General features: G+C 60.2%; 29 protein-coding genes. 11 read left to right on the forward strand and 18 right to left on the reverse strand.

The window, feature by feature from the left end; translation table 11 throughout:
* Window positions 1-202 precede the first annotated feature (202 nt).
* The gene (gene cysK, locus K0F88_RS11725) at window positions 203-1,177 is read right to left on the reverse strand and encodes a cysteine synthase A (protein WP_219095170.1); all 975 of its coding nucleotides are present in this window, start codon (window positions 1,175-1,177) and stop codon (window positions 203-205) included.
* Window positions 1,178-1,304: 127 nt separating this feature from the next.
* Between cysK and K0F88_RS11730 the strand changes: the two genes are divergently transcribed.
* Entirely contained in the window at window positions 1,305-2,381 is a 1,077-nt protein-coding gene (locus K0F88_RS11730) for a DUF748 domain-containing protein (RefSeq protein WP_219095171.1), read from the forward strand.
* On the opposite strand, the gene K0F88_RS11735 is transcribed toward K0F88_RS11730, so the two are convergent.
* A complete protein-coding gene (locus K0F88_RS11735; RefSeq protein ID WP_219095172.1) occupies window positions 2,378-2,881 on the reverse strand; it encodes a DUF2442 domain-containing protein in 504 nt (167 codons plus the stop codon). The two genes, K0F88_RS11730 and K0F88_RS11735, sit on opposite strands and share 4 nt — an antisense overlap.
* On the reverse strand, window positions 2,869-3,099 hold the full coding sequence (locus K0F88_RS11740) for a DUF4160 domain-containing protein (protein ID WP_219095173.1): 231 nt from the start codon (window positions 3,097-3,099) through the stop codon (window positions 2,869-2,871). Before K0F88_RS11740 ends, K0F88_RS11735 begins: the two co-directional genes overlap by 13 nt.
* Before the next feature lie 202 nt (window positions 3,100-3,301).
* Here K0F88_RS11740 and K0F88_RS11745 point away from each other — a divergent pair, with 202 nt between their 5' ends.
* Entirely contained in the window at window positions 3,302-4,147 is an 846-nt protein-coding gene (locus tag K0F88_RS11745) for a MoxR family ATPase (protein WP_010462104.1), read from the forward strand.
* Between the two features lie 13 nt (window positions 4,148-4,160).
* Window positions 4,161-5,339, forward strand: coding sequence for a VWA domain-containing protein (locus K0F88_RS11750; protein ID WP_219095174.1), 1,179 nt, complete (start codon window positions 4,161-4,163; stop codon window positions 5,337-5,339).
* Window positions 5,340-5,456: 117 nt separating this feature from the next.
* On the opposite strand, the gene K0F88_RS11755 is transcribed toward K0F88_RS11750, so the two are convergent.
* The 4 genes from K0F88_RS11755 to K0F88_RS11770 form a co-directional block, all read right to left on the reverse strand.
* Window positions 5,457-6,383 carry a biotin-dependent carboxyltransferase family protein gene (locus K0F88_RS11755; RefSeq protein WP_219095175.1) on the reverse strand — a complete coding sequence of 309 codons (927 nt, stop codon included), beginning with the start codon at window positions 6,381-6,383 and terminating at the stop codon, window positions 5,457-5,459.
* A complete protein-coding gene (locus tag K0F88_RS11760; RefSeq protein ID WP_219095176.1) occupies window positions 6,380-7,084 on the reverse strand; it encodes an allophanate hydrolase subunit 1 in 705 nt (234 codons plus the stop codon). Before K0F88_RS11760 ends, K0F88_RS11755 begins: the two co-directional genes overlap by 4 nt.
* Window positions 7,081-7,833 (reverse strand): 5-oxoprolinase subunit PxpA, encoded by a 753-nt coding sequence (locus K0F88_RS11765; RefSeq protein ID WP_219095177.1) that lies wholly within the window; start codon window positions 7,831-7,833, stop codon window positions 7,081-7,083. The genes K0F88_RS11760 and K0F88_RS11765 overlap by 4 nt, the downstream gene beginning before the upstream one ends.
* Before the next feature lie 62 nt (window positions 7,834-7,895).
* The gene (locus K0F88_RS11770) at window positions 7,896-9,182 is read right to left on the reverse strand and encodes an MFS transporter (RefSeq protein ID WP_094468621.1); all 1,287 of its coding nucleotides are present in this window, start codon (window positions 9,180-9,182) and stop codon (window positions 7,896-7,898) included.
* 161 nt (window positions 9,183-9,343) lie between these two features.
* On the opposite strand from K0F88_RS11770, the gene K0F88_RS11775 reads away from it, so the two are divergent.
* Window positions 9,344-10,258, forward strand: coding sequence for a LysR family transcriptional regulator (locus tag K0F88_RS11775; RefSeq protein WP_219095178.1), 915 nt, complete (start codon window positions 9,344-9,346; stop codon window positions 10,256-10,258).
* Between the two features lie 108 nt (window positions 10,259-10,366).
* Here K0F88_RS11775 and K0F88_RS11780 read toward each other — a convergent pair whose 3' ends face one another.
* Genes K0F88_RS11780 through K0F88_RS11790 form a run of 3 tightly spaced genes read right to left on the reverse strand, consistent with a single transcriptional unit; the run spans window position 10,367 to window position 12,228 of the window.
* Window positions 10,367-10,909: a DUF2937 family protein gene (locus tag K0F88_RS11780; RefSeq protein ID WP_219095179.1), complete on the reverse strand. Its 543-nt coding sequence runs from the start codon at window positions 10,907-10,909 to the stop codon at window positions 10,367-10,369.
* 12 nt (window positions 10,910-10,921) lie between these two features.
* Window positions 10,922-11,698 carry a class II glutamine amidotransferase gene (locus K0F88_RS11785; RefSeq protein WP_083374803.1) on the reverse strand — a complete coding sequence of 259 codons (777 nt, stop codon included), beginning with the start codon at window positions 11,696-11,698 and terminating at the stop codon, window positions 10,922-10,924.
* 32 nt (window positions 11,699-11,730) lie between these two features.
* The gene (locus K0F88_RS11790) at window positions 11,731-12,228 is read right to left on the reverse strand and encodes a hypothetical protein (RefSeq protein ID WP_010462122.1); all 498 of its coding nucleotides are present in this window, start codon (window positions 12,226-12,228) and stop codon (window positions 11,731-11,733) included.
* A 171-nt stretch (window positions 12,229-12,399) separates the two neighbouring features.
* Between K0F88_RS11790 and K0F88_RS11795 the strand changes: the two genes are divergently transcribed.
* Both K0F88_RS11795 and K0F88_RS11800 read left to right on the forward strand, forming a co-directional pair.
* Window positions 12,400-14,454: a S9 family peptidase gene (locus K0F88_RS11795; RefSeq protein WP_219095180.1), complete on the forward strand. Its 2,055-nt coding sequence runs from the start codon at window positions 12,400-12,402 to the stop codon at window positions 14,452-14,454.
* Window positions 14,455-14,571: 117 nt separating this feature from the next.
* Window positions 14,572-15,045 carry a cyclic nucleotide-binding domain-containing protein gene (locus tag K0F88_RS11800; RefSeq protein ID WP_094468626.1) on the forward strand — a complete coding sequence of 158 codons (474 nt, stop codon included), beginning with the start codon at window positions 14,572-14,574 and terminating at the stop codon, window positions 15,043-15,045.
* On the opposite strand, the gene K0F88_RS11805 is transcribed toward K0F88_RS11800, so the two are convergent.
* The gene (locus K0F88_RS11805) at window positions 15,042-15,332 is read right to left on the reverse strand and encodes a hypothetical protein (RefSeq protein WP_094468627.1); all 291 of its coding nucleotides are present in this window, start codon (window positions 15,330-15,332) and stop codon (window positions 15,042-15,044) included. The genes K0F88_RS11800 and K0F88_RS11805 overlap by 4 nt on opposite strands.
* An 80-nt stretch (window positions 15,333-15,412) precedes the next feature.
* Here K0F88_RS11805 and K0F88_RS11810 point away from each other — a divergent pair, with 80 nt between their 5' ends.
* The 4 genes from K0F88_RS11810 (at window position 15,413) to K0F88_RS11825 (ending at window position 17,667) form a co-directional block, all read left to right on the forward strand.
* Entirely contained in the window at window positions 15,413-16,099 is a 687-nt protein-coding gene (locus K0F88_RS11810) for a spermidine synthase (protein WP_027925870.1), read from the forward strand.
* A gap of 48 nt (window positions 16,100-16,147) precedes the next feature.
* A complete protein-coding gene (locus K0F88_RS11815) occupies window positions 16,148-16,519 on the forward strand; it encodes a YajD family HNH nuclease (RefSeq protein ID WP_010462132.1) in 372 nt (123 codons plus the stop codon).
* A gap of 208 nt (window positions 16,520-16,727) precedes the next feature.
* Window positions 16,728-17,198: an RNA methyltransferase gene (locus K0F88_RS11820; protein ID WP_008153126.1), complete on the forward strand. Its 471-nt coding sequence runs from the start codon at window positions 16,728-16,730 to the stop codon at window positions 17,196-17,198.
* Between the two features lie 91 nt (window positions 17,199-17,289).
* Window positions 17,290-17,667 (forward strand): DUF2892 domain-containing protein, encoded by a 378-nt coding sequence (locus K0F88_RS11825; RefSeq protein ID WP_094468629.1) that lies wholly within the window; start codon window positions 17,290-17,292, stop codon window positions 17,665-17,667.
* Window positions 17,668-17,778: 111 nt separating this feature from the next.
* Here the strand turns inward: K0F88_RS11825 and K0F88_RS11830 are convergent, their stop codons facing one another.
* Window positions 17,779-19,008: a hypothetical protein gene (locus K0F88_RS11830; RefSeq protein ID WP_219095181.1), complete on the reverse strand. Its 1,230-nt coding sequence runs from the start codon at window positions 19,006-19,008 to the stop codon at window positions 17,779-17,781.
* A gap of 124 nt (window positions 19,009-19,132) precedes the next feature.
* Window positions 19,133-19,582: a YcgN family cysteine cluster protein gene (locus K0F88_RS11835; RefSeq protein WP_219095182.1), complete on the reverse strand. Its 450-nt coding sequence runs from the start codon at window positions 19,580-19,582 to the stop codon at window positions 19,133-19,135.
* Between the two features lie 278 nt (window positions 19,583-19,860).
* Here K0F88_RS11835 and K0F88_RS11840 point away from each other — a divergent pair, with 278 nt between their 5' ends.
* Entirely contained in the window at window positions 19,861-20,454 is a 594-nt protein-coding gene (locus tag K0F88_RS11840) for a nitroreductase family protein (RefSeq protein WP_219095183.1), read from the forward strand.
* 155 nt (window positions 20,455-20,609) lie between these two features.
* On the opposite strand, the gene K0F88_RS11845 is transcribed toward K0F88_RS11840, so the two are convergent.
* The 5 genes from K0F88_RS11845 to K0F88_RS11865 form a co-directional block, all read right to left on the reverse strand.
* Window positions 20,610-21,542 carry a D-2-hydroxyacid dehydrogenase gene (locus K0F88_RS11845; RefSeq protein WP_219095184.1) on the reverse strand — a complete coding sequence of 311 codons (933 nt, stop codon included), beginning with the start codon at window positions 21,540-21,542 and terminating at the stop codon, window positions 20,610-20,612.
* Window positions 21,543-21,662: 120 nt separating this feature from the next.
* Complete coding sequence (locus K0F88_RS11850) at window positions 21,663-21,956, reverse strand: YcgL domain-containing protein (protein WP_007898694.1); 294 nt, start codon at window positions 21,954-21,956, stop codon at window positions 21,663-21,665.
* Complete coding sequence (rnd, locus tag K0F88_RS11855) at window positions 21,953-23,086, reverse strand: ribonuclease D (protein WP_219095185.1); 1,134 nt, start codon at window positions 23,084-23,086, stop codon at window positions 21,953-21,955. The genes K0F88_RS11850 and rnd overlap by 4 nt, the downstream gene beginning before the upstream one ends.
* A gap of 123 nt (window positions 23,087-23,209) precedes the next feature.
* Window positions 23,210-23,872 carry a class I SAM-dependent methyltransferase gene (locus K0F88_RS11860; RefSeq protein ID WP_094468635.1) on the reverse strand — a complete coding sequence of 221 codons (663 nt, stop codon included), beginning with the start codon at window positions 23,870-23,872 and terminating at the stop codon, window positions 23,210-23,212.
* A 73-nt stretch (window positions 23,873-23,945) separates the two neighbouring features.
* Window positions 23,946-25,595 carry a phosphoethanolamine transferase gene (locus tag K0F88_RS11865; protein ID WP_094468636.1) on the reverse strand — a complete coding sequence of 550 codons (1,650 nt, stop codon included), beginning with the start codon at window positions 25,593-25,595 and terminating at the stop codon, window positions 23,946-23,948.
* Window positions 25,596-25,666 lie beyond the last annotated feature (71 nt).

Here is a 25,666-nt window from a genome sequence, read left to right on the forward strand (position 1 = left end):
GAGATTAGGCTCTTGCACAACGCCATTTACCCGACGTGGCAGCCGGCCATGATAAACACTACCGGCCTCGGGAAAAACCCGCAAAACTCGACATTCAGTATTAAGGCTTGTGCAATAAAGCACTTATTAACATAAGGTTCCTGAACGGGGGCTGACCTGAATCAGCCCTCTCACCAAAAGATCAAATGATCGCAGTCAGCGCCTACTGCTGATTCTCCTGCTCGGTAAACAGATCGCTGAACAACATGCTCGACAAGTAGCGCTCACCGGAGTCGGGCAGGATCACCACGATGGTCTTGCCTTGCATTTCCGGTGTTTCGGCCAGACGCACCGCCACCGCCATCGCGGCGCCACAGGAAATACCGCACAAAATCCCTTCTTCCTGCATCAAGCGCAGGGCCATGGCCTTCGATTCGTCGTCACTGACCAACTCAACCCGATCGACGATCGACAAGTCCAGATTCTTCGGGACAAAACCGGCACCGATCCCCTGGATCTTGTGCGGGCTCGGCTTGATCTCTTCACCCGCCATCGCCTGGGAAATTACCGGCGACACCAGCGGCTCCACGGCTACCGAGATAATCGGTTTGCCCTGGGTATTCTTGATATACCGCGAAACACCGGTAATGGTTCCGCCGGTTCCAACGCCCGCCACCAGCACATCGACCGCGCCGTCGGTATCGTTCCAGATTTCCGGGCCGGTGGTTTTCTCGTGAATGGCCGGGTTGGCCGGGTTGTCGAACTGCGACGGCATGAAGTATTTGGCCGGATCGCTGGCCAGGATCTCGGCAGCCTTCTCGATCGCGCCTTTCATGCCCTTGGCTGGCTCGGTCAGTACCAGTTCGGCGCCCAGTGCCTTGAGGACCTTGCGTCGCTCGATGCTCATCGACGCCGGCATGGTCAGCATCAATTTGTAACCACGGGCCGCGGCAACAAAGGCCAGGCCAATGCCGGTGTTGCCCGACGTCGGTTCGATAATGGTCATGCCAGGCTTGAGTTTGCCGGAGCTTTCGGCGTCCCAGATCATGCTCGCGCCGATCCGGCACTTGACCGAATAACCCGGGTTGCGCCCTTCGATCTTGGCCAGGATGGTCACACCGCGCGGGGCAATGCGGTTGATCTGCACCAGCGGCGTGTTGCCGATGGAATGGGCGTTGTCAGCGTAAATACGGCTCATGGCTGGGTCCTTGTACAGCGTTGAATAAGCTCCCAAAGGTATGCCTGTTGCCGGTGGTCGTCCAGTCGGGTCGAACGTCCGGTAAACACCGCAGTCAATGGCTTTATATCGCCAGAGATTTACCGCCATGAAACGTCGATACCGTTGGCCCCTGTGGACCCTCGCCGGCCTCGTTGTGCTGCTGGTTGCCCTGCATATCGCCCTGCCCTACCTGGTGCGCGATTACCTGAACGACAAGCTGGCGGACATGGGCGATTACCGAGGCCAGGTGACCGACGTGGACCTGGCCCTGTGGCGCGGAGCCTACAAAATCAATGGATTGAAAATCGTCAAGGTCGACGGCAAGGTCCCGGTGCCTTTCGTCAATGCGCCGCTGATCGACCTCGCCGTCAGCTGGCATTCGCTCCTGTACGACCATGCCGTGGTGGCCGAAGTAAAGTTCTTTAATCCAGAGGTGAACTTCGTCGACGGCGGCGCCAACAAACAGAACTCCCAAACAGGTCAAGGCACCGACTGGCGCGCGCAGTTGGGCAAACTGGCGCCGTTCACCTTTAACGAAATACGCATCTACGATGGCAAGATCAGCTTTCGAAACTTCAATTCCAAGCCTCCCGTCAACATGAACGCCACACAGGTCAACGCCAGCATTTACAACCTGACCAACGTGGCCGATACCGAAGGCAAGCGTGACGCCCGTTTTGAAGGCAAGGCGTTGTTGCTGGGGCACGCGCCTCTGGAAACCACGGCCACCTTCGACCCTCTAAGCAACTTTGAAGACTTCGAATTCCGACTTCGGGCAAAAGACATCGAACTCAAACGCATGAACGACTTTGCCTCGGCCTATGGCAAATTCGACTTCAGCGCCGGTCACGGCGACGTGGTGATCGAAGCGCAGGCCAAAAAAGCCAAACTGACGGGCTACATCAAACCGCTGCTCAAAGACGTGGACGTGTTCAACTGGCAGCAGGACGTGGAAAACAAGGACAAAGGACTTTTCCGTTCCATCTGGGAGGCCATTGTCGGCGGCTCCGAAACCGTGCTGAAAAACCAGGGCAAGAACCAGTTTGCCACTCGCGTTGAGCTCAGCGGCAATGTGCATCGACAAGATATCAGCGCGTTCCAGGCGTTTTTGCAGATTTTGCGTAATGGTTTTGTCCAGGCGTTTAACGCCCGGTATGAACGGCCGAAGCCGGAGGCGGGTTAAGGTTTGCGCGTCACGGTGTAGCGACCGGTATCTTCGGCTGCCCGTACCGGGTTCGATTGCTGCTGCAGGAAGTCCCAGCCCAGACAGGCCAGTGCCAATGATCGCGGCACTGCTTCCCGTCCACTGCTATAGCGGGTGATGCTACGGGCGCTAACGCCCAGCGCCTCGGCCGCCTGATTGAGCGGCAGCCCGGTACGGGCGCGCCAATTGATAAAGATCCGGGTGTTTTCGTCTGACGCGTTTTGCGCGAGCGCATCCAGATACAGAGTGTCGGCGCCGATCTGGATATCTTGCTCGGGCCACTCGACGCTCCATCCATCATCACCCGGCATTGCGGTTTCGAATGCGCCCGCCTCCAGCAACGGCTGCAACCCTGGATAGGCGTGCAAGTCGCGGCTCAAGTCGAGGGTCAGTTGCTGGCCGTCGATAAAGGTCAGTGCCAGACGGTAGTCCGGCAACGCCTGCACAGCCGCCAGCCGTGGTCGTTTCATGGGTAACATCGTTTCCAATCCTCCAGCAATTGCACTTGATGGGCCCTGACCCACTCCAGTGCTTCCTTGATAATCAGCGGCGGCGCCTTGCCCACCATCACGTCGACGGTTTCCAGGCTAAGCATCACATCGAGCCCGCCACCGGTCAGGTGGACATGGGGCGGCGGATGATCTTTCTCGCGCAACTGAATGCGGTACGTATCGCGAAATCGATATTTAGTAGACATGCCGCGAAAGCTATCGCCAAAATGGCGATAGATCAATACTGGCCAGCCGCCGAGACTGAGTCAAGATGTGACGCCCCATTCAGGGACTGAATAAGCCGTATGCGTTCACAGTCGACCGGCCTGCGCGTTATAGTCGGGTACTACACTTATTGCGCCCCGCCCTGCCCCGTTCAGGTCGGCGTTACCGTTCGAGGATTAGCAGATGAAGTTCGAAGGCACCCAGGCCTACGTCGCCACCGATGACCTGAAGCTGGCGGTCAACGCCGCCATTACCCTGGAGCGTCCACTGCTGGTCAAGGGCGAGCCGGGCACTGGCAAAACCATGCTCGCCGAGCAATTGGCCGAGTCCTTCGGCGCCAAATTGATCACCTGGCACATCAAGTCCACCACCAAGGCGCATCAGGGCCTGTACGAGTACGACGCGGTCAGCCGCCTGCGTGACTCGCAGCTGGGCACGGAAAAAGTCCACGACGTTCGCAATTACCTGAAAAAGGGCAAGCTCTGGGAAGCGTTCGAGTCCGAAGAGCGGGTGATTCTGCTGATCGACGAAATCGACAAGGCCGACATCGAGTTCCCGAACGACCTGCTGCAAGAACTCGACAAGATGGAGTTCTACGTTTACGAGATCGACGAAACCATCAAGGCCAAGAAACGCCCGATCATCATCATTACCTCCAATAACGAGAAAGAGCTGCCGGACGCCTTCCTGCGCCGCTGCTTCTTCCACTACATCGCCTTCCCGGATCGCGTGACGCTGCAAAAGATCGTCGACGTGCACTACCCGAACATCAAGAAAGACCTGGTCAGCGAAGCGCTGGACGTGTTCTTCGACGTTCGCAAGGTCCCGGGCCTGAAGAAGAAGCCATCGACCTCGGAACTGGTGGATTGGCTCAAACTGCTGATGGCCGACAACATCGGCGAAGCGGTACTGCGCGAACGCGATCCGACCAAAGCGATCCCACCCTTGGCAGGCGCCTTGGTGAAGAACGAACAGGATGTTCAATTGCTTGAGCGCCTTGCGTTCATGAGCCGTCGCGGCACCCGCTAAGAGGCTGATCGCCATGCTGCTCAACCTGTTCAATGAAATGCGCGCAGCCAAGGTGCCGGTCTCGGTGCGTGAGCTGCTGGACCTGATCAATGCGCTGAAACAGCGCGTGACCTTCGCCGACATGGACGAGTTCTATTACCTGTCCCGGGCGATTCTGGTGAAGGACGAACGGCATTTCGACAAGTTCGACCGCGCGTTCGGCGCCTACTTCAATGGCCTGGAAAAGCTCGACAATCACCTTCAGGCGTTGATTCCTGAAGATTGGCTGCGCAAAGAATTCGAGCGCTCCCTGACCGAAGAAGAACGGGCCGCGATCCAGTCCCTCGGCGGCCTGGACAAGCTGATCGAAGAGTTCAAGAAGCGCCTCGAAGAACAGAAAGAACGCCATGCCGGCGGCAACAAATGGATCGGCACCGGCGGCACCAGTCCGTTTGGCTCCGGCGGCTTCAACCCGGAAGGCATTCGCGTCGGCGATGCCGGCAAGCGCCAAGGCAAAGCGGTCAAGGTGTGGGATCAGCGCGAGTACAAGAACCTCGACGATTCGGTGGAACTGGGCACGCGCAACATCAAGGTCGCCCTGCGCCGCTTGCGCAAATTCGCCCGTCAGGGTGCGGCGGAAGAGCTGGACATCGATGGCACCATCGACCACACCGCGCGCGATGCCGGCCTGCTGAATATCCAGATGCGGCCGGAGCGACGCAACACCGTCAAGCTGTTGCTGCTGTTCGACATCGGCGGCTCGATGGACGCCCACGTGAAGATCTGCGAGGAACTGTTCTCGGCCTGCAAGACCGAGTTCAAGCACCTGGAGTACTTCTACTTCCACAACTTCATTTATGAATCGGTGTGGAAGAACAACATGCGCCGCACCTCCGAGCGCACTTCGACCCAGGACCTGCTGCACAAGTACGGTGCCGACTACAAAGTGATCTTCATTGGCGATGCTGCGATGGCGCCTTATGAAATCACCCAGGCCGGCGGAAGCGTCGAGCACTGGAACGAAGAAGCCGGCTATGTGTGGATGCAGCGGTTCATGGAGAAGTACAAGAAGGTCATCTGGATCAACCCATATCCGAAAGATACGTGGGGCTATACGTCGTCGACCAATATTGTGCGGGACTTGATTGACGACCAGATGTACCCGCTGACGTTGCGGGGGTTGGAGGAAGGGATGCGGTTTCTTTCCAAGTAATCTCGGTTGCCTGTACTGACGCCATCGCGGGCAAGCCCGCTCCCACAGGATCAGTGTTGTTCACACATTTTGTGAACACCATTTCCCCCTGTGGGAGCGGGCTTGCCCGCGATGCTTTTAGCGGTCTGAAAACCGCTGCAAATACTTGACCTGCTCCCGATGCGCCACCTCCTGCACCACCGGGCGCAACCGCACCTTAGCCCCCGGCAGGCACTGCGCCAGTCGCGCCAGTGCCAGCGGCGTCAACGCCCCCAAACGCGGGTAACCGCCAATGGTCTGCCGATCATTGAGCAACACAATGGGCTGCCCGTCCGGCGGCACCTGGACTGCGCCCAGCGGGATGCCTTCGGAAATCATCGGTTTGCCCTGGTACTGCAACGCCGTTCCCAGCAAGCGAATGCCCATGCGATCGGCACGGCTGTCGAGGGTCCAGACGCTGTTGAAGGCGTCGAACAGACTTTGCCCGCTGAACTCGCCAATCTGCGCGCCGAGGACCACATCCAGTGGCGAATCGACTTTGAAGTCCGGCCGGTGTTCTGCCGGTAACTCCCGCAGCAATAACAGCGCACTCCCGCGATAGCTCAACGGTGCCCCTTTGGCCAAGGCCCGGCCCATGCCATCCAGCCCGCCAAGTTCTTCACGGACCACCGTCGCGCTGCTGCCCAACACCTTTGGCGCGTCGAACCCGCCGGGCGCCGCCAGATAAGCTCGCGCCCCGAGCAGCGGCTGAGTGAATTGCAATCGCTGGCCCTTGTTCAGCCGGAAACTGCGCCACGGCGCCAATGCCTCGCCATCCACTCGCGCGCCCAAGTCCGCCCCGACCAGCGCCAACACGCAATCGTCCTCGGCCACCACGCTGAAGCCGCCGAGGGTGATTTCAATCACTGGCGCATCCAGGCCATTGCCCAGCAACCAATTGGCCCACGACATCGAGCGCCAATCCAGCCCACCGCCCTGGGTGACGCCCAGGTGCCGCACACCGAAACGACCCGCGTCCTGCAACAGGCACAGCGGCGTACTCGCCTCAATCAATAGACGGCTCATGCCTGGGCCTCCAATGGCGTGTCGTCACCGCCCAGGTTGATGAACTCCGCATGGCTGACCGCTTCAAAGCGCACGGTGTCACCCGGTTGCATCAAGCTGTAGCCGTCGCGCTCGCGGTCGAACAATTTGGCTGGCGTGCGGCCGATCAGGTTCCAGCCGCCGGGGGACACCACCGGGTAGGCGGCAGTTTGCCGCTCGGCGATACCGACACTGCCGGCGGCCACCTTTTTGCGCGGCGTATTCAGGCGCGGCGCGGCGAGCACTTCTTCCACCAGCCCCATGAAGGCGAATCCCGGCGCGAAGCCCAAGGCGAACACCTGATATTCGCGCTCGCTATGGCGGCGGACCACCTCGTCCACCGACAGCCCGCTGCGCTGCGACAACAGGCTCAACTCCGGACCGACGCTCAAGTCATACCAGACCGGCAGCACATGACATTTGCCGCCGGTGCTCGCGTTGGGCGACAGGTCAATCAGCGCTTCGGCGATCAATTCCCGGGCCTGAGCCGGACTCAACGCGGTCAGGTCGTAATGCACCATCAACGTCGTGTAAGACGGCACCAGATCGATCAGATGCCCGGCGAACGCCGCGCGCAGATTTTCGCTGGCCGCCAGCATCCACGGCATGTTGGCTTCGGCAATTTCATCGAACAGACGCACCATCAGGCAATCCAGCGCCACCACCTCAACCCGCGGTTTCATGGTGCGCTCTGCTGATCAAGTGCTTCGCGAATCCGGCGCACCGCCGCCACCGAACTGGCGTTGTCGCCGTGGACGCACAGGGTGTTGGCCTGCAAGAGCAAGGCGCTGCCGTCGCTGGCGGTGAGGGTGTCGCCACGGGCGATGGTCAGCGCTTGCTCGATAATTCTTTCGGGATCGTGGTGCACCGCCCCCGGCAGTTGCCGCGAAACCAACATGCCGGCACTGTCGTAGGCTCGGTCGGCGAAGGCTTCGAACCACAAGGTCACGCCGTACTCATCGCCCAGTTGCTGGGCGGCGCTGTTGTCGCGCGTGGCCATGAGCATCAGCGGCAGGGTCCGGTCATACGCCGCCACGGCCTGCAGCACCGCGCGTAATTGCGCCGGGTTGGCCATCATGTCGTTGTACATCGCGCCGTGGGGCTTGACGTAACTCAGTCGTCCGCCCTGGGCCCGGCAGATGCCGTCGAGGGCGCCGATCTGATAATGCAAAATGTCCTGAAGCTCCTGGGTGGCGTAGGCCATGGAACGGCGGCCGAAACCCACCAGATCCTGATAGGCCGGATGGGCGCCGATCTGCACGCCATTGCTCAGGGCCAGGCTGACGGTCTTGCGCATAATGCTCGGGTCGCCGGCATGGAAGCCGCAGGCGATGTTGGCGCAATCGATGTAGGGCATGACCTCGGCGTCCAGACCCATGGTCCAGTTGCCGAAACTCTCGCCGATGTCGCAATTCAATAGCAGGCGGCTCACGGTGAACACTCCTGTAGGCATTTTCTTTTTTTGCTGTCGGGCAGATGCCCGCAGATTATCAGCTACTCGGCTTCAAGTTGTTTGCCACGGGTTTCCGGCAAGCTCAACGCCGCAAGGATCACCACACCGTAGGACACCGCCGCAAACGCCCCGATGCCTACGCTCAATGGCACCTTCTGGCTCATCAAACCGATCAGCAACGGGAACAACGCGGCCAAAGCCCTACCGATGTTGTAGCAAAAGCCCTGCCCCGAACCGCGAATCCGTGTCGGAAACAACTCGGTCAAAAACGCGCCCATGCCACTGAAAATCCCCGAGGCGAAGAAGCCCAGCGGGAAGCCCAGCCACAGCATCACGCCGTTACTGACCGGCAATTGGGTATAGAGCAGCACGATGGTGAACGAGCCTACCGCGAACAGGATGAAGTTCTTTTTGCGGCCAAGGATGTCCGTCAAATACGCGCTGATGACGTAGCCGACGTAGGATCCGACGATCACCATCGCCAGATACCCGCCCGTGCCGAGTACGCTCAAACCGCGCTCGTTCTTCAGAAACGTCGGCAGCCAGGACGTGATCGCGTAGTAACCGCCCAGTGCGCCCGTGGTCAGCACCGAAGCGCGAATCGTGGTAAACAGGATGCCGGGGGCGAAGATCTCGTAGAACTTCGCGGCGTTGCCCGGCTCCTGCTTGGCCTTGGCTTCACGGTAGATTTCCGGGTCCTTGACCAGTCGACGGACGAAAATCACGAAAATCGCTGGCACGATTCCGAGGATGAACAGAGCACGCCAGGCATCTTCCGGCGGCAAGACCGAGAACAGCAGCGCATAGAGAATCGCCGTCAGCCCCCAACCCAGGGCCCAGCCCGATTGCACCATGCCCACTGCCTTGCCGCGGTCCTTGGCGCGAATCACCTCGCCCATCAGCACTGCGCCGGCGGTCCACTCACCGCCAAAACCGAAGCCCATCAGGGTGCGGCTGATCAACAGTTGCTCGTAGTTTTGCGCGAAGCCGCAGAGGAAGGTGAAGAAGGCAAACCACAGCACCGTCAGTTGCAAGGTGCGCACACGCCCGATGCGGTCCGACAGAATCCCCGCCACCCAACCGCCGATGGCCGACGCAATGAGCGTGCTGGTATGAATCAGCCCGGCCTCGCCGGTGGTGATGCCCCACATGGCAATCAGGGTCGGCACCACGAAGCTGAGCATCTGGGTGTCCATGCCGTCCAGGCCATAGCCGATCTTGCAGCTCCAGAAGGTGCGGCGTTCCTGCTGATTGATGTTGCGGTACCAGTCGAAAGGTCCCGGGCGAGGCGTGGCTTTGGGGATGTCGAGCGTGTCGGGCGCACTCATGGCAAATCTCCGTGCAAATTTTATTGGTATTGTTCTGAGCCCCGACGACGCCTATCGTGGGAACCGGATGGCCTGATTTTTGGTTGTCCGGCCCTACTGCGTCCAACTAATAAAACCCCGCCCTAGACATAAGAAAACTTTATCCGCCACGAGCCGACCCCATGAACCTGAAGTTTCTCGAGACCTTTGTCTGGGTCGCCCGACTCAAGAGTTTTCGCCTGACAGCAGACAAGCTCTTCACCACCCAGGCGTCGATTTCCAGCCGCATCGCGGTGCTCGAAGGCGAGCTCGGGGTGAAGTTGTTTCTGCGCGATTCGCGAGGCGTGAGCCTGACGCCCGAAGGCTTGAAAGTGCTCGAGTACGCCGAGCAGATGATGGACACCATGCAAGCCCTCAAGCAGTCGATCGAGACGCGCTCAAGCAAGGTCGGGCGCGTGCGGATCGGCGTGATGGACACGGTGATTCACACATGGCTGAGCCCGCTGGTGGCACAGATGATGGATCACTATCCGCTGGTGGAAATCGAGTTGGTGGCCGATACGGCGCTCAACCTCTGCGATCAGCTGCAAAAAGGCTTTCTCGATCTGATCCTGCAAACCGATCTGGTACGTCAGGAAAGCGTGCGCAGCCTTGAACTGGCGAGCCATCCGATGGGTTGGATTGTGGCCAGCAATTCGATCTACAACCGCGAGTACACGGGCATTGCCGATCTGGCGCGCGAGCGGATCATTACTTACTCGAAAAACTCACATCCGCATCAGGACATTCTGAGTCTGATGCAGGCGAACGGGGTGATGACGCCCCGGCTGAATTGCGTGAATTCGGTGTCGGCGATTACCCGGTTGCTGCGCGACGGATTCGGCATTGGTGCGTTGCCGCCGGTCCTGGTGGCCGAGGAGCTGGCGCGAGGGGAATTGACCCTGCTGGCCATCGATCAACAGCTGCCTAATTTGCAGGTCGTGGTGTCGTGGCGTGTTGGCGTGGAGTGGGTCGAGGAGATTGTGGCGTTGTGTCAGCAGGTGCTGGAGGGGTATGCGCGCAAGGTGGGCGAGGGCTACATCACTTTGAGTCGTTGAAAAGCAAAAGATCGCAGCCTCGTTTCACTCGACAGCTCCTGCAGGGAAACGCAAAACCCTGGTAGGAGCTGTCGAGTGAAACGAGGCTGCGATCTTTTGATCTGGCTCTTACAACCCCCGCACATCCCGGTCTTCAATCGGCCGGCTCTGGCGCAGACGTTTGCCGCCCAGCACCACCCAGTCAATCAGACGGAACAGGCATTCAATGCCGAAAGACAGCAGCAACGCACCGCTCATTCCCCAGATCATCGCTTCCGGTGTCAGCAGGATCTGGTAGCTGTAGCCATTCCAGGTTTCCTTGCGAATATCCGGATCAGCCGCCAGCGCCACCTGCAGGACGCGGATATACCACGGGCCCTGCATGGCCTGGAACTGTTTATCGAGCGCCAGCTGACGGGTGAGCAAGGTACTCAGGCTCTCGGCGTCGCTGCGGAAAATCGGGTCTTCGCTGGCGCGGTAATGGGCGACCAGCGCCTGCATATCGCCCTTGAAGAACTGGTTGGCGGTGCCCTGGAAACCGCTCAGGCTGGTCTGCGCCTCAATCAGATGCGCTTCGACCCGTTTCGCGTAATCGCTGATAAACCCCGGCACCTGGACACCGATCAACAGGCCCGCCGCAAACAACACCAGCCGTAGATAACTGAGCAACATCGGGTGAGATCCTTATTCGGTCTTGCCCTGGCTGACGCATTCGCCGCGTCGCCAGAGGCTCCATTGGCCCGGTTCGTAGCGGGTCCAGGTTTCGTTTTCGGTCAGGGGTTCGGTGGCGATCACCGTGACCACATCGTTGGGCGTGGTTTCGGCCTGGAAATCGACGATCACATCGACATCCTTCAACCGCGCCGGGCCGAATGGCGCGCGCCGGGTGATCTGGGCCAATTTGGTCGAGCAATAGCAGAACAGCCAGTCGCCGTCGCTCAGCAGGCAGTTGAACACGCCTTTGCTGCGGTATTCAGCGCAAGCGGCCACCAGATCCGGCAACAGCGCTTCGATCTCGACCGGTTCGGGAAAGGCTGCGCGCACACGGTTGAGCAAATCGCAGAATGCCGCTTCGCTGTCGGTGTCACCGACGGGGCGGTAAAAGCTTTTGATCGGCTGAAAATCCGCCAACTGGCCATTGTGGGCGAAACACCAGTTGCGGCCCCACAGTTCACGCACGAAAGGGTGCGTGTTGGACAAGCAGACCTTGCCGACATTGGCCTGGCGGATGTGCCCGATCACCACTTCGCTTTTGATCGGATAGCGCTGCACCAGGTTCGCCACTTCCGACTCGCTGCTGGCAGCCGGGTCCTGAAACAGCCGCAGGCCGCGCCCCTCGTAGAAGGCAATGCCCCAACCGTCACGGTGCGGCCCGGTGCGGCCGCCGCGCTGCATCAGCCCGGTAAAGCTGAACACGATATCGGTCGGCACATTGGCGCTCATGCCCAATAACTCACACATGCTCGGACTCTCGATGGAAGGCAGGGGCAAGGTTACAAACGCGGTTCGACCCGCAATCGCTGAGGGTTGCTCGGCACTGGCGGACGACCGTAACGATCGTCGCCGGCACCGCCGAACGGATGATCGTCGTCAGGATCGTCGGCCCGGGCCGCGGCCTTGGCAGCGGCGGCCTGTTCCTTGCGAGCGTTGGAAGCCCGTTCAATAGGGAACCGGATCGCCACGAACACCAGGTAAATGCCGAAGGCGATCATGCCGTACATGAACAGGTCGGATACCGCCCGCCAGGCGTTGTTGCCCACCTTGAACAGCAGATCGAGCGCAGTGATGGCGATGGCCGGGGCCACTTTTTCCTTTACAGGGTCGATGATGGTCGGACTGAACAGCAGCACGGCAACCAGCAGCCGCAATGGCTCACGCAGCCAACGCCACATCCAGCGGGTGATGCGCATCCACACCAACAGGCAGCCTAAAGCGGCAAAGGCGTAGAGGCCCCAGGCGATCAGATAGTCGTTCTCGGTCATGGTGTCCATGGCAAGGCAGGCAAAGAGGCGCTTATAGTAACGACTTTTCGCCCGTCAGGCTTGCTCCAATGCCAGTCGGTCAAGACACAGAACCTGTGGGAGCAGCCGGTCTGCACAGGCATCAAGAGTTGCATTGCGCCTGCAAAACCCTATTTTTCGTACATTGTCCGAGAGTCCTTCATGCCCTTATCCGCCAACGTCACCAGCGCCCCGATTGCCCACAAGGCCGACGGCCCTGACCCGTATGCCTGGCTGCAGGAGCGCGACACCGACGCGGTGCTCGACTACCTCAAGGCTGAAAACAGCTATCAAGAGGCGCAAACCGCCGATCAGGCCGGGCTGCGCGAAACCCTGTTCGAGGAGATCAAGGGCCGGATTCTCGAAACCGACCTGTCGCTGCCCTCCCCCTGGGGCCCGTACCTGTATTACACGCGCACCACCGCCGGTGACGAATACGCCCGCCATTACCGCTGCCCGCGCCCGACGGATGACAGCCTGCAACTCGACGAAAGCCAGGAACAGCTGCTGCTGGACCCAAACGAACTGGCCAACGGCGGCTTCTTTTCCCTGGGTGCATTCAGCATCAGCCCGGACCACCAGCGCCTGGCCTACAGCATCGATTCCACAGGCGATGAGATTTACACGCTGTTCGTGAAGGAATTGTCCAACGGCCGCGTTAGCGAACTTGAGTTCCAGGACTGCGACGGCAGCATGACCTGGGCCAACGACAGCCTGACGCTGTTTTTCGGCGAGCTGGACGACACCCACCGTCCGCACAAACTGCTGCGCTATCGACTGGACGGCACGGCGGCCGAAGAAGTGTTCAACGAGCCGGACGGCCGATTCTTCCTGCATTGCTATCGCTCCAGCTCCGAACAGCAATTGCTGCTGTCGCTGGGCAGCAAGACCACCAGCGAAGTCTGGGCCCTCGACGCCTCGCAGCCGCAGCAGGCCTTTACCTGCCTGGCGCCACGGGTTGAAGACCATGAATATGACGTCGACCACGGCACGCTGAACGGCGAGTGGGCCTGGTTTATCCGCACCAACCGCGACGGCATCAACTTTGCCCTGTACACCGCCGTCGATACCGGTGTCGCGCCCACCGAGGCCGACTGGCAGAACCTGATCCCCCACAGCGACAGCACGATGATCGAGGGCATGAGCCTGAACGTCGGCGCGATGACCCTGAGCCTGCGGGTCGGCGGCTTGCCGGTCATTGAAGTCCATCCGCAGGACCTGCCGAGCTACCGCGTGCAACTGCCGGATGCGGCTTACAGCCTGCATGTGCAGAACAGCCTGGAGTTTGTCAGCGAGCGGATCCGCCTGCGTTACGAAGCCTTGAACCGTCCGGCGCAAATCCGCCAGCTGGAGCTGGGCAGCGGCGAGCAGAAAGTGCTCAAGGAAACCCCGGTGCTCGGCCCGTTCGACGCCGACGCCTACGTCAGCCAGCGCCTGTGGGCGACGGCACCCGATGGCACGCAAGTGCCGATCAGCCTGGTGGTCAAGCGCGAAGCCCTCGGTCAGCCGACGCCCCTGTATCTCTACGGCTACGGCGCCTATGGCGAAAGCCTTGACCCGTGGTTCTCCCACGCCCGCCTGAGTTTGCTGGATCGCGGCGTGGCGTTTGCTATCGCCCACGTGCGGGGCGGCGGTGAACTGGGCGAGGCCTGGTATCGCGCCGGCAAGCAGGAACACAAGCACAACACCTTCAGCGACTTTATCGCCTGTGCCGAGCACTTGATCGACAATGGCTTCACCACCTCAGCGCAATTGGCGATCAGCGGCGGCAGTGCCGGCGGTTTGCTGATCGGCGCGGTGCTCAATCAGCGACCGGAGCTGTTCGGCGCGGCCATTGCCGAAGTGCCGTTCGTCGACGTGCTCAACACCATGCTCGACCCGGACCTGCCGCTGACCGTCACCGAATACGACGAGTGGGGCAATCCGCAAGAGCCGGAAGTCTATGATCGGATCAAGGCCTACGCCCCGTACGAAAACGTCACCGCGCAAGCCTATCCGGCGACCCTGGTGATCGCCGGCTACAACGACAGCCGCGTGCAGTACTGGGAAGCCGCGAAGTGGGTGGCGAAATTGCGCGCGACCAAAACCGACATCCATCCCCTGCTGCTCAAGACTGAACTGGGCGCCGGGCATGGCGGGATGAGCGGTCGTTATCAGGGATTGCGTGACGTAGCACTCGAATACGCATTTGTTTTCAAGGTTTTGGGGATTGCCTGAGGAACTTGGCCCTGTGATCCGGTCTTAAGACCTGTACACCGGGCCTCGCTCCCACAGGGATATGTAGTGAAGCCAGATCCTGGAACAGACCAGACACAAAAAAAAGACCGTGCCGACATGTCAGAACCGACCTTACTGAACAACGAAATCCGCGATTGGCTGATGGACTGCGGCCTGTTCGATCAACTGCTGCCGGCAGATTTCGCCGCTGCCTCCGGCTATTTCAGCATCAGCACCATCGCCGAAGGCGAAGAGATTTTCCATGAGGGTGATGCCGGCAGCTTCATGTGCATCATCCACACCGGCCAAGTGTCGGTGCAGAAGACCAACGGCGACGGACAGTTGGTGACCATGGCCACCCTGCGCAGCGGTCGCTCCTTCGGCGAAATGGCCGTGCTCGATGGCGAACGCCGTTCGGCCAGTTGCGTGGCCGCCAGCCACTGCCAGTTGCTGAACCTGGGCAAGGACTCTCTGGAAAAAATGATCAACGATGCGCCGAAAATCGCTGCCAAGATCATCCGCGCCCTCGCCGTCTCCCTCTCCAAACGCCTGCGCATGGCCGACGGGCAACTGCTCTCGCAGCAGGTTTAACCGCCCGGCGACTTGATCTTCGTGCTGTTCGGCTCAATACCCGGTACCGGTTGATCCTTGGTCGGCGGACTGGGCATCTCGATCGGCACCAGCGGTGGGCCGCCACTGCCAGGCCCGGTCCTGGGCGCAGTGGAGGGGGTAATTTGCGGATAAGGCGTCGGGGTCGCGGTGCCGGGCGAACCGGGCAGCGGCGCCGGGCTGATAGGAACGGGTTGCAACTGCTGGGCCTGCACTGCAGTTATCGAGAGCGCGGCCAAGGCAATGACCGTTAGAATGGTGCGCTTCATCAATGGCTCCGTTGGCCTTGTTGTCATGGGCAGGCTACTCCCAACTGCCTCTGTTTGCCTTCCCCCAATTTGAGATTTCCATGAAACGTTTCGTTCTGCTCGACACCGCCCCCATCCCTGAAAACGGCGGCGCCTTGTGCCTGTTCGAGTATGGCGAGGATTTTGTCATCAAGATCCAGGGCGGTGACGGCGGGCAGTTGATGAACACCCGCATGCACGGTTCCGAAGATGCCCTGGCCGAGATCCCGTGCCGCAAGGTGGCCGGCCGGCCGAACTCGCGGGTGCTGATCGGCGGCCTCGGCATGGGCTTCACCCTCGCCTCGGCCCTCAAGCATCTGGGCAAGACCGCTGAAGTGGTGGTCGCCGAGCTGGTGCCCGGCGTGGTGGAGTGGAATCGCGGGCCGCTGGGCGAGAAAGCCGGCAATCCGCTGCTCGACCCACGCACCGTGATCCGCATGGAAGACGTGGCCAAAGTGCTGCAAGCCGAGCCACAAGGTTTCGACGCAATCATGCTCGACGTCGACAACGGCCCCGAAGGCCTGACCCAACGGGCCAACAGCTGGCTCTACTCCGCCGGTGGTCTGAGCGCCTGCGCCAAGGCCTTGCGCCCCAAAGGCGTGCTGGCGGTCTGGTCGGCCAGCGCCGACAAGCAGTTTTCCGACAAACTGAAGAAAGCCGGCTTCAAGGCCGAGGAAGTCCAGGTCTTCGCCCACGGCAACAAGGGCACCCGCCACACCATCTGGATTGCCGAGAAGCTCAAGGGCTGAGCTAAACTCACGTCATAACCGTCATTAGTCTTTTACAAAGGTGAACCCATGAGTTCGTCAACGCCGACCAATACCTCGAAGCTGGATCGCATCCTCGCCGACAACCAGCGCGACAAGGAAATGGGTTACCGCGACAAGGCCCTGAAGATGTACCCGCACGTGTGCGGCCGCTGTGCCCGGGAGTTCTCTGGCAAGCGCCTGAGCGAACTGACCGTGCACCACCGCGACCACAACCACGACAATAACCCGCAGGATGGTTCGAACTGGGAATTGTTGTGCCTGTATTGCCACGACAACGAACACTCGCGGTATACCGACCAGCAGTATTTTCACGAAGGCTCGCTGAGCACGCCGAAAATCGCCAAGGCGACGCATAACCCGTTTGCGGCGTTGGCCGGCCTGATGAAAAAAGACGACTGAAGATTTTCAGTGGCTGGACTGGCCTCTTCGCGGGCAAGCCCGCCCCCACAGGGTTGTGCGGCGTACACAACATTTGTGCTCACCGCCAATCACTGTGGGAGCGGGCTTGCCCGCGATAGCAATCACCCAGACACCACCAATCTCCAAACCGGACACCCCTCCCCCAATCCCCGTATAATCGCCGTTTTTTCCCGAAGGCACCCCGCTCGTGGCAGACAAACGGTACAGCTGCATTGGTTTGTATAACCCCAAATCACCGGAAAACGTCGGCTCGGTCATGCGCGCCGCCGGCTGCTATGGCGTGGCGTCCGTGTTCTACACCGGCAAGCGTTATGAACGCGCCGCCGACTTCGTCACCGACACCAAGCGCGTCCACTACGACATCCCGCTGATCGGCATCGACGATTTGAAGAAAATCCTGCCATTGGGCTGCGTGCCCGTCGCCGTGGAACTGGTCGAAGGCGCCCGCTCACTCCCCGAATACACCCACCCGGACCGCGCGCTGTACATCTTCGGCCCGGAAGACGGTTCGCTGGATAAAGAGATTCGCGACTGGTGTGAAGACGTGGTCTATATCCCGACCACCGGTTGCATGAACCTGGCCGCCACCGTCAACGTCGTGCTCTACGACCGCATGTCCAAGGGGCTCAATACCCGTTCCGGGGCAAAATTCCGCTGAATCGCCGCACATTTGATGGAACAAGCCGACCGCCCCGGCAGTCAGCTTAACTATCTATTGTTGAAGCAGCCTTCCTGCCTGGAGACAGATCATGAGCGAACTCAAACGCGTAGAACGCATCGAATCCACCCCGTTCCAGACTCATTCCGAACAGAACGTACACGGCTGGGAGCGTGTCGGCTCCCTCGCCGGTGGCGTGGTGATGATGAGCAAGGGCCTGCGTCGCGGCGGTATTTTCGGGTTGATCCAGGTGGCCATCGGCGGCGTAGCGCTGGCTCGCGGGATTACCGGGCACAGCTCGGCGAAAAGCCTGCTGGAGAAAAGCCGTCAGGACATGAATAACGTTCGGGCGAAGATCGAGCGGGCCGGGGAAGAATTGAGCAAGTTGAAGGCGAATGCCGAGGCGGCGACCCATACCGCGACGGTGACAGGCAATGATTCGTTGAAGTCGCCCAAGACCGGGGTTTGATCCGGGATTTTCGCTGAGGCTGACGGCCTCTTCGCGGGCAAGCCCGCTCCCACATTGATCTTGTGTACGACCAGATCAAGTGTGGGAGCGGGCTTGCTCGCGAAGGCGGTATTACTGAAGCAACTCGGTATCAAGGACCTTGGAATACTCGCCAATCACGCTTTGCGCGAGCTGAACAAACTCTTTGGTATCCACACTCCCCAGATGCATCGCCCCGCGCAACACATCATCGAGCGAGCGCTTGTTGCGCGTTTTCAAACGAATCTCGCGATCCAGCTCCTGCAATAACAACACCGCTTTCGACACCTGTGCCGGGTTGATCTGCTCGCCACGCAAAGTCGTGACTTTCTGGCTGTCCTTGACCAACTTACCGTGCAAACTCTCATACCGCTCATCACTCATGCCACCCGCGCGGCGCACCAGTTCGATGGCGTAATACTCGGCAAACCCTTCACTGATCCAGTCACTGCGCTGTTTGTCGTTGATCCGCCCGAACACCTGCGCCAATTCACGCACCACCGCGCTGGTGCCGCTTTCACTGACCAGCGGCAGACGCGTGTTGAGATAGATCGATTCACGCGCAGCCAGGCTGCCGCGCCACATCGGGTCGTTGGCGCCGACGATCAGCAATTTGACGGGATGACGGGGGAACACGGCTTGAACCTGCGGCCAGACAAAGGTCAGCAGCGTCAGCACGTCCATGCGGCGCATGCCCTGGCCTTGGGGCGAGGCGACGGTGACTTCGGTTTCCCCCAGCCGCGTGCGACGGCTGCCGAGGTGGCCGGCGAGCATCCAGCCCGTGGGTCGGTCGAACAGTCGAGAGACGTTATCGATGCGAAATTTGTTCTTGCCGATGCGCGGCCAGGCAGTCTCCACACTTTTCCAGCCTGTGGGCAATTCGAATTCAAGGCGTGACACCAGCTCGATGCCATCCTGCTGATCGAGTCTGGCCGGCGGCACCAGGTCGTCACCGCGCATCAGCGCCCAGGTGGGTGTCATGCGCGTATCGAAGCTGCCGCTCTTGCGCCCATGGCTGATGCGCACGCGGTAGGTCAGGCTGGCCTTGTCAGTGGCCGGACGCCAAACGCCGCGTGTCTGCTTGCCCGGCGTGAGTTGCCATTGGCCGTCAGCCTTGAAATCGCTGTAGTGACTGCCGTCGCCCAGATCGAAATCCAGACTGCGCACCGCCGAGCCCTGGGCCAGCGTCAGCCGCACTTCGGCCTGATCGCTTTGCGGCAACAGGCGCACGTGGTAATCCAGATCGACCTTCTTCGCCGCCCACACGGACGAACTCAGGGCCCATAGCCCGACGACCAACACCAGCCGCAATCCGACAGCCATACACACTCCTGTTGTGGCGAGCGAACTTGCTCGCGTCGGGCTGCGTAGCGGCCCCGAATTCTAGTAGTTATCGCCTGTTTGGTGAGTGCTGCGCACTCAGGCGGGAGCAAGCTCGCTCGCCACATTAACCCGCGCGGAAAATCAGATGATCTTCCCAATCGTCTTCGGCCACGCTGCCTTCGGCGAGCATGCGCCCGGACTGGGAAATGCGTTCGTGGTGCACCGCCTCGCGATCACCGCACACCAGGTGATGCCATAGGGGCAAGTCCTTGCCTTCACTGACCAATCGGTAGCCGCAGGTCGGCGGCAACCAGCGGAATTCTTCGGCCTTGCCCGGCGTGAGCTGGATGCAGTCCGGCACGAAGTCACGGCGGTTCGGGTAGTCGGTGCACTGGCAGGTTTTCAGGTCCAGCAGTTTGCAGGCGATGCGCGTGTAATAGACCGAGTTGTCCTCTTCATCCTCGAGCTTTTGCAGGCAGCACAGACCGCAACCGTCGCACAGCGATTCCCACTCCTGCGGATCGAGTTGATCGAGGGTTTTGCGTATCCAGAACGGTTCGACTTTAGCGGCCATGGTTCGAGCATCAACATCAGGTGGTGAAAAGGCCGCCAGTCTAGTGCCAAGGCCCTTGCGGGCCAAGCATTGGCGACTGCCGGTAGAACGGGGCTTGTCAGTTTTTGCGCCGCCACGTAGCTTTGCCAGTCGCAAGGAGCCATGCCCAAATGCCATTAACGCTCAACCGCGTTGCATTCAGGTGAACTGCCAGGCTCTGGAAAAACCTTAGCGCCCAGCCCAACTGCGCCCGCAGGTTTTCGCCGCCCCTCACTTTCAAACGAAGCAAGGAATCTCTGATGAGTGCAAATCCACGCGTTGCCGAGTATGCGATCCACCCTCAGTTCACCGATCGCTGGTCGCCCCGCGCCTTCACCGGCGAAACCATTCCCGAAGAAACCTTGCTGAGCTTCTTCGAAGCCGCACGCTGGGCGCCATCGGCCTACAACTCGCAGCCTTGGCGGTTTCTCTACGCGCGTCGCGATACGCCGAACTGGGAGCGTTTTCTGGGCCTGCTGAATGAATTCAACCGCGGCTGGGCGCAACACGCCTCGGCATTGGTAATCGCGATCTCGAAAACCACCTTCGCGGTACCCGGCGCCACCGAAGAAACCCCGGCCTTGTGGCATACCTTCGACACCGGTTCGGCCTGGGGCCATCTGGCGCTGCAGGCGAGCATCAGCGGCTGGCACACCCACGGCATGGCCGGTTTCGACCAGGACCTGACCCGCAAAGAGCTGAACATTCCTGAAGGGTACGCACTGCACGCGGCGGTGGCCGTGGGCAAACTGGGCGACAAAGCGACGCTGGCCGATTACCTGCAAGCGCGCGAAGAACCAAGCCCGCGCCGCCCGTTGAGCGAACTGGCGGCCGAAGGCAGTTTCACCCTCTAAGCCACCCCGCAAAAACAATGTGGGAGTGGCGGTGCGACGATTCGACTTGCTCGCGAAAGGGCTGTCACATTCAACATCAATGTTGACTGACAGACCGCTTTCGCGAGCAGGCTCGCTCCCACAGGTTTTGCACACTATTCGAGTGAGCGGTGGGTTCAGTAGCCGCGGTTGAAGTCGACTTCCCCGCGCAACGCCTCGCCCGCCTGATACGCCCGCAAGTTTTCGACAAACAGGTTGACCATCATCGAGGGAGAGGTCGGTGCCGAGCTGTGGCCGGTCAGCAGCAAGCCCCAGGCAGTCCAGAATGGATGACGCTGCGGCAGCGGCTCCTGACGGCAAACGTCGATGACCGCGCCCGCCAGATGCCCTTCTTTCAAGGCCTCCACCAGGTCCGCGTCGACCACGGCCACGCCACGCCCGACATTGATGAACAACCCGGTCGGCTTGAACTGCTTGAACAGCGCCGCGTCGTACAAGTCGTGGGTATTGGGGGTGTTGGGCAGCAGATTGATGACGAAATCCACTTCACCGACCAGCCGTGGCAAGTCCGCCAGCGCGCCGACTTCAACAAATGGCGCCTGCTCGCGGGCTTCGCTGGCGATGCCGTACAACTCGACGCCAAACGGTACTAGGAACTTTGCCACGGTCTGACCGATGTCACCGGTGCCGACGATCAACACCTTGCGTCCCGCCAGGCTCTGGCCCTGACGACTGTCCCACTTGCGCTCGACCTGGCTGACCAACCGCGCCAGCACTTCGCGCTCGTGGCCGAGCATGTAGGTCAGGACGTATTCGGCCATGACCTGACCAAAAATCCCCACCGCTCGCGTCAGACGATAATCGCGGCGCAAACCGTCGGCCAGCAGCGGCGTGATGCCGGCCCAGGTCGATTGCAGCCATTGTGGCTGGTGGCCCTGGCGCAACAAGTTTGCCAGCAGGTCCGGCTGGCCCAGCCAGATCGGGCAGTCGGCCGCCTGGCTGGCCAGTTCGGCGGAGTCGCCGCTGGTCAGCACTTCCAGATCAGGCGCAGCCTGACGTAACAGTTGGGCGTACACGGGGTGGTCGTGTTCAGCAATCAGAACGCGCATGGTTCAAACCTTTCGAAAACAGTGCAAACGGCCGCCGACGGAGTTTCGCTCCGTCGCCCTGGCCATCGCCAAAATCATTCCAGTGTTTCACACAGACTCTGAACAGAGCCTGTCTGCCGATCACATCGGGTCGTTGCGTCGCAGCAATTCTTCCGGCAAGTGTTCGATGTATTCGTCTTCGGCCGGTGGCATTTGCAGGTGGTAGCCCTGCTTCTCAAGGTTTTCCAGGACCACGGTGATGTCCTCGCGCGACAGTTTGCGCTCGGGGGTCAGCACCAGATCGAAAGCGTGATGAGGTTTGCCGAAGGCGGCCATCAAACTTTCCGGGACGCGCTCCAGTGCATCGCTTTTTAGCACATAGAGGTACATCTCGTTTTTCTTCAGGCTTCGATAGATGGAGCAAATACGTTTCAAGGCTGTTCTCCGGCGGTGGCCAAGCTGTCGAGCAGCGCCTGGCCCATCAATTCGCGGCGCCAGCCACGCAGCGAATCAGGCAATTGGTAAGGACCGTTGGGGTAGCCGCTCTTGAGCAGCGCTTCCAGGGTTTTCTTGCGCAGCATCAGTTCCGGCGCAATGTTAAGGCGCTCGGCTTCGGCCTGGCCGATCGCACGCAGCTGTTTGACCAGGTTGGCGGCGTCCACCGGCAGCGGCTCTGGCACGGCGGGCGGCCATTGATCTGGCGACACACTGCCAGAGCGCTTGATCAGATCAAGCAGAAATTCGCCGTCCTGACGCACGGTACGCGGGTGCATGTCTTCGATTTTCGCCAGCGCGCCGAGGTTGTCCGGTTGCGTGCGCGCCAATGGCCACAGCGAGTGCTCACGGACAATGCGATTGCGCGGCAGGTCGCGGGCGCGGGCTTCGCGCTCACGCCAGGCGCAGAGTTCACGCAACACGGCGAGCTGGGCGCGGGAGAGCTTCCAGGCCAGCTTGGCTTCGCGATAGACCTCGTAGGGATCGATCTCGCGGCGCAGGTTGGCCACCAGCTCGGCGCCGTCTTCCAGGACCCAGGCGTACTTGTCGTCGGACAGCTTCGGACGCAGCTGCACGAAAACTTCCGCCAGGTGCAAGGCATCTTCGGCGGCGTAGCTGATCTGGGTATCGGAAAGCGGACGTTGAAGCCAGTCGGAACGGGTTTCGCCCTTGGGCAGGTCGATGCCGAGCACTTCCTGCACCAACCGTGAATAACCCATCGAGAAACCGAGGTTCAGGTAAGCGGCGGCCAATTGTGTATCGAACAGCGGCGCTGGCAGGCTGCCGGTCAGACGCAGCAACACTTCGAGGTCTTCGCTGCACGCATGGACGACTTTGACCACCGCCGGGTTTTCCAGCAACGCGGCCAGAGGCTGCCAGTTGTCGATGGTCAGTGGGTCAATCAGGTAAGCGCGTACGCCATCGCCGATCTGCAGCAGGCCTGCGATCGGGTAAAAGGTGTCGACCCGCATGAATTCGGTGTCGAGGGCAACGTAGGGCAGCTGCTGCCACTCGGCGCAAAACTGACCGAGGCTATCGTTGTCGCGAATCCAGTGAATATCGATGGCCACACGGCTCTCCCTTGAAGAATGGCGCGCAGTATATATCGCCCCCGGCGATTTCCGCGCATCCACTGAACAAGAGCTTTAGCGAAAAGACCTGCCTGACGGCAAGAAATGTCTGACAAGCGGAGGTTAACTGGCCTTGCGCAGCACGTAGACCCGCATTCGTGCACAACCGGGCAGGAAGTCCTGGTGACTGAGCAAGCTGAAACCCGCGAGCCTGAATTCGGCTTCGAACTCCGCCTTGCCGGCCAGCGGCCGGGGGTGAGCGCCCGTTGCGCCCGAGCGGCGGAGCTTGAAATGTGCATCGATCCGTACTGCCACAATCACTGTATCGCGACTCACACGGTGGAACTCTGCCAGCAGGGCCAACCGATGCTCCGGGCTGTCGATATGCTGAAACAGTTGCATGCAAAAAATGCTGTCGACCGCGTTCGCCGACAAGCCAAGGGTGAAGGCCGAACTCTGGAACGTCTTGATCCGCTTGAGCATGCTTGGCGAATGGTGAGTCTGGGCGTGGTTGAGCATGTCCTGCGAAGGGTCGGACGCGAGGATCACGCGGTTCGTATGCTCGGCCAACACCGGCCAGAAACGCCCGGCACCGCAGGCCACATCAAGAATCAAGCCCGGCTCACCGGCGACCTTCAACGCGTTGCGCACCAGTTGCTCGTCGCGCCAGAACGTCAAGCGCCCCGCCAGGCCTCGCGGTCGCGGCTGAAGACAGACGCGGGCGTGTTCCTGATCGTAGCGCCGGGCGAACTCAAGCTCGATGGCGGATGGAGGTTGCGCGGACATGGGTAATGACTCTTGTAGGAAAATATGCCGGCCGCAGGTTAACGACCGGTCCGTGAAAAAAAGGTCGACACAGTTACTCTTTGGCCAACACTCCGTCGATCACGGCACCACGGCAACCCGCGAACATATCCAGCCCTTGGTTGTAGACTTTGCTGTTGACCTCCAGCAGACCCAGCATCGAATGGAACAGGTTGTCCTGGCTCAGGGGTTTGTCGCGGCTCAGTTGCAGGCAATGGGTGTCCACCGAGAACGACTTTTGGTAGCTGTCGGAGAACCACGCCAACATGGCCACGTGTTTCTGTTGTTCCGGTGCCAGCATGTAAGGCGTGCCATGGAGGAACAGGTTGTATTCGCCCAGGGATTCGCCGTGATCTGACAGATACAACATGGCGGTATCCACTTTGTCCTGATTACTGCGCAACAGATCGATCAGGGTCGACAGCACGTGGTCGGTGTACACCAGCGTATTGTCATAACCGTTGACGATACTTTCGCGACTGCAATTGTTCAGCGCATTACTTTCACAGACTGGAGTAAAGCGTTCGTACTCTTTCGGGTAGCGCTTGAAGTATTCCGGGCCATGGCTGCCCATCTGGTGCAGGACCAGCACGGTGTCCTTATCCAGCGTATCGATGAAGTGCTGCAGACCTTGCAGGAGAATTTCGTCGCGGCATTCACTGTTGGCGCACAGCACCGGGTCCTTTAGGTTGCTCACGTCATCGAGGGTGACCCGGTCGCACGTGCCTTTACAGCCCGATTGATTGTCACGCCAGATGACGTCGAGACCGGCGCGCTTGAGCACGTCCAGCAGGCCCTCTTCATTCTTCGCCGTGCTGGCGTTGTAATTCTTGCGGCCCATGTTCGAGAACATGCACGGCACTGAGACGGCCGTTTCCGTGCCGCAGGAATGCACGTCGGTGAACGCGATCAGGCCGGCTTCCTTATCCAGTTTTGGGGTGGTGTCGCGGTTGTAACCCAGAATGCCGAAGTTCTCGGCCCGGGCACTTTCGCCAACGACCAGCACCGTCAGGGATTTACGGCCGTGGGTTTGCCAGGCGGGATTTCGCTGGGCATCTTCACCGACCTTGACGAAGGGTTGCCGGGCGGAGACGACTTGCTCGCGCATAAAACCGAACGAAGCACCGATGTAGTTACTCGGTACCACCATCAGACGCAATTCATGGTGATTGCGAAACAACGAAGACAAGCCCTGATAATTCACCAGCGCGACGCCGCCGATGACCGCGACTGAAGCGACACTCACCAGTGCCTTACTTAACAACTCACGGTGCCAGCGGCGGTAATTAACCGGAACTTTCCACACTAACCATGAAGGCAAAACACCAAGCAGAAGAATATAGACCAGCAACTTCAACGAGAGTAAGTCACGCACTTCCGTCGCGTTGGTTTGCGCAAAGTTGCGCAACATGCCGGTGTCGATCAGCACACCGTATTGGCTCATGAAGTAAGCGACCCCGGCGCTGATCATGAAGATCAGAATCAAGACCGGCTTCATCACGCGTCGGAATGCCAGGAAGGTCAGCACAATATTGAACGCCGCGAGAATCATCACGCCGAACGCGACGCGCATGACGATGCCCTTGCCGTCGGACGCGGTGATATCAAACAGGTGCTGCCAGAGCACTAAATTAAAGCCTGTTAAAAGAAAGGCGCTGGCAATCAGTGTCACCCATTCGGGGCGCACGGGTTTGAACTTCAACATGATGGTTGGCTGTTCCTGAAAAGAAGGGCCCTCGGCAAATGTGAAAATTTCATTTACCGTGACAGCACTAA

The sequence above is a fragment of the Pseudomonas sp. UMAB-40 genome, from assembly GCF_900095275.1.
GTDB lineage: Bacteria > Pseudomonadota > Gammaproteobacteria > Pseudomonadales > Pseudomonadaceae > Aquipseudomonas > Aquipseudomonas mandelii_B.

Bases quoted from the DNA above. Each gene is read 5' to 3' on its own strand.
- cysK (WP_219095170.1), bottom strand. From the start codon at position 1,177: ATGAGCCGTATTTACGCTGACAACGCCCATTCCATCGGCAACACGCCG.
- K0F88_RS11730 (WP_219095171.1), top strand. From the start codon at position 1,305: ATGAAACGTCGATACCGTTGGCCCCTGTGGACCCTCGCCGGCCTCGTT.
- K0F88_RS11735 (WP_219095172.1), bottom strand. From the start codon at position 2,881: ATGTTACCCATGAAACGACCACGGCTGGCGGCTGTGCAGGCGTTGCCG.
- K0F88_RS11740 (WP_219095173.1), bottom strand. From the start codon at position 3,099: ATGTCTACTAAATATCGATTTCGCGATACGTACCGCATTCAGTTGCGC.
- K0F88_RS11745 (WP_010462104.1), top strand. From the start codon at position 3,302: ATGAAGTTCGAAGGCACCCAGGCCTACGTCGCCACCGATGACCTGAAG.
- K0F88_RS11750 (WP_219095174.1), top strand. From the start codon at position 4,161: ATGCTGCTCAACCTGTTCAATGAAATGCGCGCAGCCAAGGTGCCGGTC.
- K0F88_RS11755 (WP_219095175.1), bottom strand. From the start codon at position 6,383: ATGAGCCGTCTATTGATTGAGGCGAGTACGCCGCTGTGCCTGTTGCAG.
- K0F88_RS11760 (WP_219095176.1), bottom strand. From the start codon at position 7,084: ATGAAACCGCGGGTTGAGGTGGTGGCGCTGGATTGCCTGATGGTGCGT.
- K0F88_RS11770 (WP_094468621.1), bottom strand. From the start codon at position 9,182: ATGAGTGCGCCCGACACGCTCGACATCCCCAAAGCCACGCCTCGCCCG.
- K0F88_RS11775 (WP_219095178.1), top strand. From the start codon at position 9,344: ATGAACCTGAAGTTTCTCGAGACCTTTGTCTGGGTCGCCCGACTCAAG.
- K0F88_RS11780 (WP_219095179.1), bottom strand. From the start codon at position 10,909: ATGTTGCTCAGTTATCTACGGCTGGTGTTGTTTGCGGCGGGCCTGTTG.
- K0F88_RS11785 (WP_083374803.1), bottom strand. From the start codon at position 11,698: ATGTGTGAGTTATTGGGCATGAGCGCCAATGTGCCGACCGATATCGTG.
- K0F88_RS11790 (WP_010462122.1), bottom strand. From the start codon at position 12,228: ATGGACACCATGACCGAGAACGACTATCTGATCGCCTGGGGCCTCTAC.
- K0F88_RS11795 (WP_219095180.1), top strand. From the start codon at position 12,400: ATGCCCTTATCCGCCAACGTCACCAGCGCCCCGATTGCCCACAAGGCC.
- K0F88_RS11800 (WP_094468626.1), top strand. From the start codon at position 14,572: ATGTCAGAACCGACCTTACTGAACAACGAAATCCGCGATTGGCTGATG.
- K0F88_RS11805 (WP_094468627.1), bottom strand. From the start codon at position 15,332: ATGAAGCGCACCATTCTAACGGTCATTGCCTTGGCCGCGCTCTCGATA.
- K0F88_RS11810 (WP_027925870.1), top strand. From the start codon at position 15,413: ATGAAACGTTTCGTTCTGCTCGACACCGCCCCCATCCCTGAAAACGGC.
- K0F88_RS11815 (WP_010462132.1), top strand. From the start codon at position 16,148: ATGAGTTCGTCAACGCCGACCAATACCTCGAAGCTGGATCGCATCCTC.
- K0F88_RS11825 (WP_094468629.1), top strand. From the start codon at position 17,290: ATGAGCGAACTCAAACGCGTAGAACGCATCGAATCCACCCCGTTCCAG.
- K0F88_RS11830 (WP_219095181.1), bottom strand. From the start codon at position 19,008: ATGGCTGTCGGATTGCGGCTGGTGTTGGTCGTCGGGCTATGGGCCCTG.
- K0F88_RS11835 (WP_219095182.1), bottom strand. From the start codon at position 19,582: ATGGCCGCTAAAGTCGAACCGTTCTGGATACGCAAAACCCTCGATCAA.
- K0F88_RS11840 (WP_219095183.1), top strand. From the start codon at position 19,861: ATGAGTGCAAATCCACGCGTTGCCGAGTATGCGATCCACCCTCAGTTC.
- K0F88_RS11845 (WP_219095184.1), bottom strand. From the start codon at position 21,542: ATGCGCGTTCTGATTGCTGAACACGACCACCCCGTGTACGCCCAACTG.
- K0F88_RS11860 (WP_094468635.1), bottom strand. From the start codon at position 23,872: ATGTCCGCGCAACCTCCATCCGCCATCGAGCTTGAGTTCGCCCGGCGC.
- K0F88_RS11865 (WP_094468636.1), bottom strand. From the start codon at position 25,595: ATGTTGAAGTTCAAACCCGTGCGCCCCGAATGGGTGACACTGATTGCC.